This is a genomic window from Rhodopseudomonas rhenobacensis (assembly GCF_014203125.1).
In the GTDB taxonomy this organism is placed as follows: Bacteria; Pseudomonadota; Alphaproteobacteria; order Rhizobiales; family Xanthobacteraceae; genus Rhodopseudomonas_A; species Rhodopseudomonas_A rhenobacensis.
Genome location: NZ_JACHIH010000001.1, coordinates 89,041 through 100,584, shown reverse-complemented (window position 1 = coordinate 100,584; position 11,544 = coordinate 89,041). Strand labels below are relative to the sequence as shown.

The window sequence follows — 11,544 nt, the reverse complement described above, 5'->3', positions numbered from 1 at the left end:
CGTCGCGATGACAACATTCTGGGATCGTCACAAGATCTTCGAGAAAAACTCCATCGTGCTGATCGTCGGGATTCTGGCGGTCGTGGCGATCGGCGGCCTCGTCGAAATCACGCCGTTGTTCTACCTCAAGAGCACCATCGAAAAGGTCGACGGCATCAGGCCCTACACCCCGCTGGAGCTCGCCGGGCGCAACATCTACGTCCGCGAGGGCTGCTATCTGTGCCACTCGCAGATGATCCGGCCGCTGCGCGACGAGGTCGAACGTTTCGGCCACTTCTCGCTCGCCGCCGAGAGCATGTACGACCACCCGTTCCAGTGGGGATCGAAGCGCACCGGACCGGATCTCGCCCGGGTCGGCGGCAAGTATTCCGACGATTGGCACGTCGCCCATCTGAAGAACCCGCGTTCGATCGTGCCGCAATCGGTGATGCCGGGCTACGCGTTCCTGGCCAGCACCGAGGTCGACACCACGCAAATCGCCGATCATCTGCGTACCAACCGCATCGTCGGAGTGCCGTATTCCGACGACGAGATCACCAACGCGAGCGCCGACATGAAGGCGCAGGTCAATCCGGACACTCCGGAAGCCGCCGAGCTCTTGAAGCGCTATCCCAAGGCTGTGGTGCGCAATTTCGACGGCAAGGACGGCGCCCCGACCGAGCTCGACGCGCTGGTCGCCTACCTGCAGATGCTGGGAACGCTGGTCGACTTCAAGCTGTACAATGAAAAAGCCAACCTTCGCTGAGGCACGAATATGAAAGCGATCGTCACCGTCGACAATTGGGTATCGGATTTCGTGCTCACGCTATGGACGCCGTTGTTCGTCGCCATCTTCATCGCCATCGTGGCTTACGCGCTTTGGCCCAAGAACAAGTCGAAATTCGACGCGGCTGCCAGCATGCCGCTGCGAGAGGAATGACGGATCATGGCTGAGCACGACAAGCACGGAACCTTCGACGAAGTCACCGGCAAGCACACCACCGGCCACGAGTGGGACGGCATCGAGGAACTCAACACGCCGCTGCCGCGCTGGTGGGTGCTGACCTTCTACGCCTGCATCATCTGGTCGTTCGCCTATTGGGCGGTGTATCCGGCGTGGCCGCTGGTGCAGAGCTACACCACCGGCTGGTTCAACTATTCGTCGCGCGCCGACGTCGCGGTGGAACTCGCCAAGCTGGAGGCGATCCGCGGCGACAAGATGGCGGCGCTGGCCACCGCGCCGCTCGCCGATATCGAGAAGGACCCCGGCATGCTGGCGATGGCGCGGGCCCGCGGCAAGGCGGTGTTCGGCGACAATTGCGCCGCCTGCCACGGCACCGGCGCCGCCGGCTCCAAGGGTTTCCCCAACCTCAACGACGACGACTGGCTGTGGGGCGGCACGCTGGAGCAGATCGAGCAGACCATCAAATACGGCGCCCGCAGCGGCCACGCCGAAGCGCATGAAGGCCAGATGCTGGCGTTCGGCCAGTCCGGCACGCTCAATAAAGACGAGATCGTCACCGTCGCCAACTACGTGCGCTCGCTGTCCGGGCTGTCGACCCGGCCCGGCGTCGATGTCGCCGCCGGCGGCAAGATCTTCGCGGAGAACTGCACCGTCTGTCACGGCGACGAGGCCAAGGGCAATCCGGATCTCGGCGCGCCGAACCTGACCGACCGGATCTGGTTGTACGGGTCCGACGAAGCCACCATCATCGAGACCGTCACCAACGGTCGCGCCGGCGTGATGCCGGCGTGGATCGACCGGCTCGATCCCGGCACGATCAAGGCGATGGCGGTCTACGTACATTCCCTGGGTGGCGGCAAGTAAAGACGCGGGGTTCCGACCCCCGCGCCATAATGCGAGCCAACACTTGAGGTTAATCAATTTCGCCCATGAGAGTGAGCCTAAGGCTCACTCTCCATCGAAGCGAGATGTACCCTCATTATGAACAAGCCCGTGCTGCCGAAAGACCTGCAAACGGACCCGGACGGGCCGCTTTATGTGGCCCAGAAGAAGATCTACCCGCAGAGTGTTTCGGGGACGTTTCGACGTATCAAGTGGTACCTGATGGCGATCTGCCTCGGGATCTACTACTTCCTGCCGTTCGTGCGCTGGAACCGCGGGATCGGCGCGCCCGACCAGGCGGTGCTGATCGATCTGCCGAACAGCCGGTTCTATTTCTTCTTCATCGAGCTGTGGCCGCAGGAAATCTATTACTTCACCGGGCTGCTGATCGTCGCGGCGATCACGCTGTTTCTGATGAACTCGCTGGGCGGCCGGGTGTGGTGCGGCTATCTGTGCCCGCAGACGGTGTGGACCGACGTGTTCTACGCGGTGGAGCGGCTGATCGAGGGCGATCGCCGCGAGCGGATGAAGAAGGCCGCCGAAGGCCTGACGCTGCAGCGCGGCGCCGAACTGGTGCTGAAGCACTCGATCTGGATTCTGATCGCGTGGTGGACCGGCGGCGCCTGGGTGCTGTATTTCGCCGACGCGCCGACGCTGGTGAAGGAGCTCGTCACCTTCCAGGCGCCGATGATCGCCTATATCTGGATCGGCATCCTGACCTCGACCACCTATCTGCTCGCCGGCTTCATGCGCGAACAGGTCTGCGTCTACATGTGCCCGTGGCCGCGGATCCAGGCGGCTTTGACCGACGAATGGGCGCTCAACGTCACCTATAAATACGACCGCGGCGAACAGCGCACCTCGCTGAAGAAGGCCGAGCAGGCCCGCGCGCAAGGCGAGAAGGTCGGCGACTGCATCGACTGCAACCAGTGCGTCGCGGTGTGCCCGACCGGGATCGACATCCGCGACGGCTCGCAGCTCGATTGCATCCAGTGCGGGCTGTGCATCGACGCCTGCGACACCGTGATGAAGAAGATCGGCCGCGAGACCCGGCTGATCGGCTACGACAACGACATCAACATCCACCGCCGCATGGAGGGCAAGCCGGAAGTGTTCCGGATGGTCCGGCCGCGCACCGTGGTGTATTCGGCGCTGATCGTCGGCGTCGGCGCGATCATGCTGTACGCGCTGATGACCCGCTCGCTGCTCGACGTCAACGTGCTGCACGATCGCAACCCGCTGGCGGTGCGGCTCAGCGACGGCTCGGTGCGCAACGCCTACACCATGCGGCTGCTGAACAAGCGCGCGTTCGATCGGGTGGTCGCGATCGACGTCGAGGGACCGGCCGGCGCCCAGGTGCAGGTCGTCGGCGTCGACCAGATCACCCCGGAGCGCCCGACCATCGTGCTCGGCCGTGACCAGACCACCGAACTGCGGGTGCTGGTGACCTCGAGCCCGGATGCCCAACTCGCGCCGTCGACCCCGGTCAAGTTCCACATCACCGATATCGGGCTCGGCGAAGTGGCCTCCACCAGCGATAATTTCGTCACGCCCTGAGTTGAACCGCGGAGCCCGTCATGAGCAAACATGTGTCGTCGCCACGGCCGTTGAGTGGGGGCGTCGTGCTCGCCGCGCTGCTGGGTTTCTTCGCGGTGGTGCTCGGCGTCAACGCGACGATGATGATGCTGGCGATCACGACGCTGCCCGGCACCGAGGTCGACAGCGCCTATAGCGCCAGCATCAGCTATTCCAACGAGATCGCCGCGGCGCGCGACCAGGCGCAGCGCGACTGGCGCGTCGACGCCCGCGTCGAGCGCCAGCCCGACGGCCAGGCGACGCTGCGGGTCGAGGCGCGCGACCGCAACGGCGCGCCGCTCGCCGGCCTGACGTTTTCCGGCCGGCTGGAACGCCCCGCCGACAAGCGCGCCGACAAGGACGTGGTGCTCGCCGAGATCGGCGACGGGGTCTATCGTGGCAACGCGGTCGGCGTCTCGCCCGGACAATGGGATCTGGTGATCGAAGGCGATTCCACCGGCAACCGGGTGTTTCTGTCGAAAAATCGCCTGGTGTTGAACTAGAGAGTTTTCGAGTGTGATCGATGCGCTGAAGATTTCCAGGCCGTCATTCCGGGGCGCGAGCAGCTTCAGCTGCGAGCGAGCCCGGAATCCATAACCACCGCAGGGGGTATGGATTCCGGACTTGCTCGTTCTTCGAACCCGCAATCCGGAATGACGACTGCATTTGGGTCAGCTGCTCCGACCCGAATGAAATGCTCGAGGAGACCACCATGACCGCCACGCTGCTGACGCGGGACTTTTCGCATTACGTCAAGGACGTCGATGCGCAGATCGCCCATCTCGATCTCGCGGTGGAAGGCGTCAGCTGCGCCGGCTGCATGGCCAAGATCGAGCGCGGGCTGTCGGCGATGCCGGACGTCACCCGCGCCCGCGTCAACCTCACCGACCGCCGCCTCGCCATCGAATGGAAGAAGGGCACGCTGGATCCGGCGCAGTTCATCGATCGGCTGGCCGAACTCGGCTACAAGGCCTATCCGTTCGAGCCGGTGCGCGCCGAACTCGACGAGGCCGACCGTTCGAAATTCCTGCTGACCTGTCTCGGCGTCGCGGCGTTCGCATCGATGAACGTGATGATGCTGTCGGTGGCGGTGTGGGCCGGCTCGGACATGACGCAGGACACCCGCGATTTCTTCCACTGGCTGTCGGCGCTGGTGGTGCTGCCCTGCGCCGCCTATGCGGGCCAGCCGTTCTTTACGTCGGCGTTCCGGGCGCTGCGCGCGCGCAGCGTCAACATGGACGTGCCGATCTGCATCGGCGTCACGCTGGCGCTGGCGATGTCGCTGGTCGAGACCGTCAACCACGCCGAGCACGCTTACTTCGACGCCGCGATCATGCTGCTGACCTTCCTTTTGGCCGGGCGCTTCCTCGACCAGAAGATGCGGCAGCGCACCCGCGCCGTCGCCGGCAATCTCGCGGCGCTGAAGGCCGAGACCGCGACCAAGTTCTTCGGCGCCGATGAAATCCGCGAGGTGCCGATCGCCGCGGTCGAGCCCGGCGATATCGTGTTGCTGCGGCCGGGGCAGCGCTGCTCGGTCGACGGCGAGGTGATCGAAGGCCGCTCCGAACTCGACCAGAGCCTGATCACCGGCGAAACCCTGCACGCCCAGGCCGAGCGCGGCACGCAAGTCTATGCAGGCACGCTGAACATCTCCGGCACGCTACGCGTTCGCGTTGCCGCCGCCGCCGAAGGCACGCTGCTGTCGGAAATCTCCCGGCTGTTGGAGAACGCGCTGCAGGCCCGCTCGCACTACGTCCGGCTCGCCGACCGCGCTTCAAGACTCTACGCGCCGCTGGTGCACGCTGCGGCTTTGTTGACCATGCTGGGCTGGGTGGCGTGGGGCGCCTCCTGGCACGACGCCATCGTCACCGCGATCGCGGTGCTGATCATCACCTGCCCCTGCGCGCTCGGGCTGGCGATCCCGGCGGTGCAGACGGTCGCCGCCGGCGCCATGTTCCGCTCCGGCGTTTTGCTCAATTCCGGCGACTCCATCGAACGCGTCGCCGGCGTCGACACCATCGTGTTCGACAAGACCGGCACGCTGACCTTGCCGGAGCTCGACGTCGTCAACGCGGGAAGCGTGCCCGCCGAGGTGTTCAACCTCGCCGGCCGGCTGGCGCTCGCCAGTCATCATCCGGTGGCCGCCGCGGTGGCGCGCGCCGCCGGCGCCAAGTCGCCGCTCGCCGAAGTCGTCGAAGAGCCCGGCCAGGGCGTGCGCGGCTTCGTCGGCGGACACGAGGTCAAGCTCGGCAGCCCGGCCTATTGTCACGCCGAATCGCTCGCCAACGAAATCCTCAGCCAGGATCCGGAAGTCTCGGTGGTGGCGTTCAGCCGCGGCAGCTCCGAACACTACGTCTTCGCGGTGCGGCAGCGGCTGCGGCCGGACGCAGCCTCGGTGATCGCCGCGCTGCAGAAGCAGGGCATCGCCGTCGAGATGCTGTCGGGCGATCGCGAGCCCGCGGTGCGCCACGCCGCCGACGCGCTCGGCATCAGCGTCTGGCGCGCCGGCGTCAAACCCGCCGACAAGATCGCGCGGATCGAGGAGCTGAAGCGGCAGGGCCGCAAGGTGATGATGGTCGGCGACGGCATGAACGATGCGCCGTCGCTCGCCGCCGCCACGGTGTCGATGTCGCCGATCAGCGCCGCTCATCTCAGCCAGGCCACCGCCGACCTGGTGTTCCTCGGCAACGAGCTTTCGCCGGTGCTGGCCGCGGTCGACTATTCGCGCAAGGCGATGCGCCTGATGCGACAGAATCTCGGCCTCGCGATCGGCTACAACGTGCTCGCGGTGCCGATCGCCATCGCCGGCCTGACCACGCCGCTGATCGCCGCGATCGCGATGTCGGGATCGTCGGTTTTGGTGATGCTGAATGCGATCCGCGCGCGCCACGCCGGCCAGGGAGATTAGCTCATGGAAGTGATGGTGTTTCTGGTGCCGCTGGCGCTGTGCCTCGGCCTGGTCGGGCTGGTCGGGTTCCTGTGGTCGCTGCGCAGCGGCCAATACGAGGATCTCGACGGCGCGGCGTGGCGGGCGATTTTCGACGACGATCCGCCGCAGGCGCCTGCGCCGGTGGCGCCGCGCAAGGAGTAGTTCGCGTATTCGACGCCGGTCGGCCGCGAATCCGCGGTCGCCAGCGGAGTGAGTGTTTCGGGTGCAGAGTTCGATCCGGATGCGCAGCAGGTGATTTCGTCAGGGGGCGTTCGCGACGCGTGATCATTTCGCGCAGCGCGTCGCCCGCGGAAGGATCAGCTTATTTTTTGGGCCGTGTTGACTTCACAGCCGAGATCGGACGAAATCCGTGCATCCGATCAGTTGATGAGCCGCCCAAGCGGATGTGCGGTCGGACAGAAGACGATTGAGCCCTGCACGCGTAGCAAGGGCGCCGGTCGGATGGGGATTGCGATGTCGTTCCGACGAAGGATTTCAGCGTTGCTGTCGCGTGTGATCACCGCCATCGGTGAGGCGCGCTGGCCGAGCTGTTGTTGTTGAAGCCGAAGCTTCGACCGCTCACCCGATTTCCCATTGCTACGAACCAGAAAGGCGCCGGCCGCTGAGCCCGGCGACGGGTTTGTCATGTCCAGTGCATTCATCATCGAAGTCCGTTCTCGCGCCGCCGGCATCGTCGTCCGTGACGGCCGTTACTTCCGCTTCCATGCCGCCACGCACGACTTCAACGATCTCGACGGCCGCGGTTTCCGCTCGCCCGGCGCCGCCCATAAGGCCGCGCTGCGCCACGCCTCGGCGCTCGACAACCGGCGCCGCCGGCCGGCGCGGGGCGAGCAGCGCATCGCCAGCTGAACGCCGTGCATGATCTGTCGACCGCCGCGGCGGTCGGGCGCGCCCGCGTCCGGCTGCCGCGTCTGGCGCGTTGAGCCCGGCTCCCCGCCGGCGCCGCCCGCAGTCCCGGCATTCGCGACTCCTGGACAAAAAAGGGCTTGCGCGAAATAATCTCCCAACTATGATGCTCGCCGACCTTGCATTTAGAAGAAAGTTCTACCGATGACCGAACTTGCACTCCCTCCGGTTGAATCTCATCGCCGGATCGATGCCATTGACCGCAAGATTCTCACCGTATTGCAACAGGACGCCTCGCTCTCGGTGGCCGAGATCGGCGACCGCGTCGGGCTGTCGTCGACGCCGTGCTGGAAGCGGATCCAGCGGCTGGAGAGCGACGGCATCATCATGCGGCGGGTGGCGTTGGTCGATCAGAACAAGATCGGGCTCGGGCTGTCGGTGTTCGTCTCGATCGAAAGCGGCGATCACTCCGATGCCTGGCTGAAGAAATTCGCCGAGGCGGTCAGCGCGATGCCCGAAGTGATCGAGTTCTACCGGATGGCCGGCGACGTCGACTACATGCTGCGCGTCGTGGTCGCCGACATGCGCAGCTATGATGTGTTCTACAAGAAGCTGATCAGCGCGGTGGCGTTGAAAAACGTCACCTCGCGCTTTGCGATGGAGAAGATCAAGTCGGTCACCGCGCTGCCGGTGCCGGCGCTGGAAGCGGCGTAGCGGCGACGCTTCGGGGCGGCCGGTCGGCTGTCGTGTTCGGCGGCGGCTCTGACCCGCCTATGTGCAGTTGATCCATAGAACCGAGCGACGCCGTCACTCCGGGGGCGCCGGTTCGCAGAACGAGCGAACCCGGAATCTCGCAACACGTGCGGATTCTCCTGTGCTCTGCGGGCGAGAGTCCGGGTTCTCGCAGTTCACGCCGCTCGTGCCCGGAATGACAGCGCCTCAGGCGCGCGGACCGAACCGCCACAAGGGCTCCGAGTTGTCGTCAATCGGGATGGATGGTATCTAACGAGCCATGCGGCCGTCTCACATTCCCAAGATTGCGCCGGAAGCGTTCTTCGCCTGGATCGCCGGGCGGGAAGGGCGATACGAACTCGTCGATGGCGAGGTCGTCATGATGGCCGGCGCCGGACGCAGGCACGATCATATCGTCGTCAATCTCATCACCGCGCTCAATCTGCAAACCCGTGGCGGCCGGTGTCAGACCTTCACCGGCGACACCTACGTCGCGACGTCGCCGGCGACCCGGCGAATGCCCGATCTCGGCGTCGATTGCGGCACAACGGACGACGCCTCGCTGGTCGCCGACCGGCCGTCGCTGGTGGTCGAGGTTTTGTCCCCCACGACCGGGGGCATCGACGTGACGATCAAGCTTGCGGAGTATCAGTCGCTTCCGACGCTCGACTACATTCTGTTGGTCGACACCGCCAGTCCGAAAGTGCATTTCCATTATCGAGCCGAGGATCGGATCTGGACGGCTATTGTCGTTGAAGGGCTGGACGCCGCGATCCGTCTCGACAAACTCGAGGTCCGGCTGGAGTTGCGAGACATCTACGCGGGGTTGGAGTTCCGCCCGAAGCCGAAGCTCGTCGAGCCTGCCTCCGAAGCCTGCGAACCAGGCGGGTCTGATCCGTAGTTGATCGAGCGCCCGGGTTCAGCCGCCGCCCCATGCGCTGCCTACACGTCGACGTTGGCGCTCAGCGAGTTGTCCTGGATGAATTCGCGGCGCGGCTCGACCACGTCGCCCATCAGCTTGGTGAAGATGTCGTCGGCCTCGTCGACCTCGCGGACCTTCACCTGCAGCAGCGAGCGCGCATTGGTGTCGAGCGTGGTGTGCCAGAGCTGCTCCGGGTTCATCTCGCCGAGACCTTTGTAGCGCTGCAGCGCCACGCCCTTGCGGCCGGCGTCGGTCACCGCCTCGAACAGGCTGACCGGGCCGTGGATCGGGGTCTCGCTGTCCTTGCGGCGCAGGATCCCGGGCCGCGGATAGGCCTCCTGCAGGTTGGCGGCGTATTCGTCGAGCTTGCGGGCGTCGGCGGAGGACAACAGCGCGGCGTCGATCATCGCCACGTCCTTGACGCCGCGCACGGTGCGCTCGAAGGAAAAGCCTTCGCCCTCGATGTAGCGGCCGACCCAGCCTCGCTCGACCTCGTCGGCGAGCGCATCGAGCCGGCGCGCGATGTAGGCCGCCGCCTCGTTGGCGGTGTCGAGGTCGCCGGTGACGCGCGGATTGAGCACGCCGGCGATCGCCGCCTGCTCGACCACGCTGCGATTGTAGCGGCTGTGCAGATTGTGCAGCGTGCCGCGGATCTGCCGGGCGTCTTCCACCAGCGCCAACAGGTCGCGGCTGCTGCGGTCTTCGCCCGATGCCAGCTTGAACACACAATCGTCGAGCCCGGTCTCGATCAGATAGTCTTCCAGCGCGCGTTCGTCCTTGAGGTACTGCTCGGACTTGCCGCGCGTCACCTTGTAGAGCGGCGGCTGCGCGATATAGAGGAAACCGCCCTCGATCAGCGACGGCATCTGCCGGAAGAAGAACGTCAACAGCAGCGTTCGGATATGCGCGCCGTCGACGTCGGCGTCGGTCATCAGAATGATCTTGTGGTAGCGCAGCTTAGAGATGTCGAAATCGTCGCGGCCGATGCCGGTGCCTAATGCTGTGATCAGCGTGCCGATCTGCTCGGAGCCCAGCATCTTGTCGAACCGCGCGCGCTCGACGTTGAGGATCTTGCCGCGCAGCGGCAGCACCGCCTGGAATTCGCGGTTGCGGCCCTGCTTGGCGGAACCACCTGCGGAGTCGCCCTCGACGATGAACAGTTCGGACTTGGCCGGGTCGCGCTCCTGGCAGTCGGCGAGTTTCCCGGGCAAAGAGGCGATGTCGAGCGCGCCCTTGCGCCGGGTCAATTCGCGGGCTTTTCGCGCGGCTTCGCGGGCGGCGCCGGCTTCGATCACCTTGCCGACGATCACCTTGGCCTCGGCCGGGTGTTCCTCGAACCAGGCGGCCAGCGCCTCGTTCAGCACGTTCTCGACCACCGGGCGGACCTCGGAGGAGACCAGCTTGTCCTTGGTTTGCGAGGAAAATTTCGGGTCCGGCACCTTCACCGACAGCACCGCGGTCAAGCCCTCGCGGCAATCGTCGCCGGTCAGCGCGATCTTTTCCTTCTTGGCAATGACGTCGGCATAGCCGTTGACCTGGCGGGTCAGCGCGCCGCGGAAGCCGGCGAGATGCGTGCCGCCGTCGCGCTGCGGGATGTTGTTGGTGAAGCACAGCACGTTCTCATGATAGCTGTCGTTCCACCACAGCGCCGCCTCGACGCCGATGCCGTTCAATTCGGCGGCGATCATGATCGGGGCGGGCACCATCGCCTTCTTGTTGCGGTCGAGATATTTGACGAATTCCTCGACGCCGCCGCGATACATCATCTCCTCGCGCTTCTCGACCGCGTGGCGCAGGTCGGACAGCACGATGGTGACGCCGGAATTGAGGAACGCGAGCTCGCGCAGACGATGCTCCAGCGTGGCGAAATCATATTCGATGTGGGTGAAGGTCTCGGGCGAGGCCAGGAAGGTCACCTCGGTGCCGCGCTTGCCGTTGGCGTCGCCGACCACCACCAGCGGCGCCACCGCGTCGCCATGGGCGAATTCGACGAAGTGCTCCTTGCCGTCGCGCCAGACCCGCAGCTGCAGCTTGCTGGACAGCGCGTTGACCACCGAGACGCCGACGCCGTGCAGGCCGCCCGACACCTTGTAGGAGTTCTGATCGAATTTTCCGCCGGCGTGCAGCTGGGTCATGATGACCTCGGCCGCCGAAATGCCCTCGCCCTTGTGGATGCCGACCGGGATGCCGCGGCCGTCGTCGCGCACCGTCACCGAGCCGTCGGCGTTCAGCACCACCTCGACCGCGGTGGCATGGCCGGCCAGCGCCTCGTCGATGGCGTTGTCGACCACCTCATAGACCATGTGGTGGAGGCCGCTTCCGTCATCGGTGTCGCCGATATACATGCCGGGCCGCTTGCGCACCGCGTCGAGGCCCTTCAGCACCCGGATCGATTCCGCGCCATAGTCGCTGGAGGCGGACGGTTCGGGTTCGGCGATCGGCTGCCGGGCGGGTTCTGTCATGAGGGGCCTTTGGGGCGCGTCGAATCAACGCGAAATAGTTCATCTCAGATGCGCCTTTGTGCCACGAAAGGCGGCATCCGCCTAGCGCAAAGTCGCGGCCGACAAGTTATTGAATAAATGGGATTTTTTGCGGGTTTTTCAAGGCCCGAACGGGCCGTTTTGGAACCCTGGAAACAGCGCGGTGCGCGGGCCTCACAGCGGTCTCAGCCGGCCCGCAAGGCGCGCCGCCGCG

12 protein-coding genes are annotated in these 11,544 nt (G+C 65.4%); 10 read left to right on the top strand and 2 right to left on the bottom strand.

The window, feature by feature from the left end:
* Positions 1-7 precede the first annotated feature (7 nt).
* The 7 genes from ccoO to ccoS all read left to right on the top strand — a co-directional run bounded on the left by ccoO (position 8) and on the right by ccoS (position 6,491).
* The gene (ccoO, locus tag HNR60_RS00490) at positions 8-745 is read left to right on the top strand and encodes a cytochrome-c oxidase, cbb3-type subunit II (protein ID WP_184253108.1); all 738 of its coding nucleotides are present in this window, start codon (positions 8-10) and stop codon (positions 743-745) included.
* 9 nt (positions 746-754) lie between these two features.
* Entirely contained in the window at positions 755-919 is a 165-nt protein-coding gene (locus HNR60_RS00485) for a cbb3-type cytochrome c oxidase subunit 3 (protein ID WP_184253106.1), read from the top strand.
* A 6-nt stretch (positions 920-925) separates the two neighbouring features.
* Positions 926-1,807 carry a cytochrome-c oxidase, cbb3-type subunit III gene (gene ccoP / locus HNR60_RS00480; protein ID WP_184253104.1) on the top strand — a complete coding sequence of 294 codons (882 nt, stop codon included), beginning with the start codon at positions 926-928 and terminating at the stop codon, positions 1,805-1,807.
* 117 nt (positions 1,808-1,924) lie between these two features.
* Positions 1,925-3,382: a cytochrome c oxidase accessory protein CcoG gene (gene ccoG / locus HNR60_RS00475; protein ID WP_184253101.1), complete on the top strand. Its 1,458-nt coding sequence runs from the start codon at positions 1,925-1,927 to the stop codon at positions 3,380-3,382.
* 20 nt (positions 3,383-3,402) lie between these two features.
* Positions 3,403-3,903: a FixH family protein gene (locus HNR60_RS00470; RefSeq protein ID WP_184253099.1), complete on the top strand. Its 501-nt coding sequence runs from the start codon at positions 3,403-3,405 to the stop codon at positions 3,901-3,903.
* Positions 3,904-4,112: 209 nt separating this feature from the next.
* Complete coding sequence (locus HNR60_RS00465; protein ID WP_184253096.1) at positions 4,113-6,308, top strand: heavy metal translocating P-type ATPase; 2,196 nt, start codon at positions 4,113-4,115, stop codon at positions 6,306-6,308.
* A 3-nt stretch (positions 6,309-6,311) separates the two neighbouring features.
* Positions 6,312-6,491, top strand: coding sequence for a cbb3-type cytochrome oxidase assembly protein CcoS (gene ccoS / locus HNR60_RS00460; RefSeq protein ID WP_184253094.1), 180 nt, complete (start codon positions 6,312-6,314; stop codon positions 6,489-6,491).
* A gap of 218 nt (positions 6,492-6,709) precedes the next feature.
* Here ccoS and HNR60_RS00455 read toward each other — a convergent pair whose 3' ends face one another.
* Positions 6,710-6,991, bottom strand: a complete 282-nt coding sequence (locus tag HNR60_RS00455) for a hypothetical protein (RefSeq protein WP_184253092.1) — start codon at positions 6,989-6,991, stop codon at positions 6,710-6,712.
* Between HNR60_RS00455 and HNR60_RS00450 the strand changes: the two genes are divergently transcribed.
* The 3 genes from HNR60_RS00450 (at position 6,975) to HNR60_RS00440 (ending at position 8,829) form a co-directional block, all read left to right on the top strand.
* The gene (locus HNR60_RS00450) at positions 6,975-7,199 is read left to right on the top strand and encodes a hypothetical protein (RefSeq protein WP_184253090.1); all 225 of its coding nucleotides are present in this window, start codon (positions 6,975-6,977) and stop codon (positions 7,197-7,199) included. The two genes, HNR60_RS00455 and HNR60_RS00450, sit on opposite strands and share 17 nt — an antisense overlap.
* 201 nt (positions 7,200-7,400) lie before the next feature.
* Positions 7,401-7,910: an Lrp/AsnC family transcriptional regulator gene (locus HNR60_RS00445; protein ID WP_184253088.1), complete on the top strand. Its 510-nt coding sequence runs from the start codon at positions 7,401-7,403 to the stop codon at positions 7,908-7,910.
* Between the two features lie 298 nt (positions 7,911-8,208).
* Positions 8,209-8,829 carry a Uma2 family endonuclease gene (locus HNR60_RS00440; protein ID WP_184253086.1) on the top strand — a complete coding sequence of 207 codons (621 nt, stop codon included), beginning with the start codon at positions 8,209-8,211 and terminating at the stop codon, positions 8,827-8,829.
* Positions 8,830-8,870: 41 nt separating this feature from the next.
* Here HNR60_RS00440 and gyrB read toward each other — a convergent pair whose 3' ends face one another.
* Complete coding sequence (gene gyrB, locus HNR60_RS00435; RefSeq protein ID WP_184253084.1) at positions 8,871-11,312, bottom strand: DNA topoisomerase (ATP-hydrolyzing) subunit B; 2,442 nt, start codon at positions 11,310-11,312, stop codon at positions 8,871-8,873.
* Between the last annotated feature and the right edge of the window lie 232 nt (positions 11,313-11,544).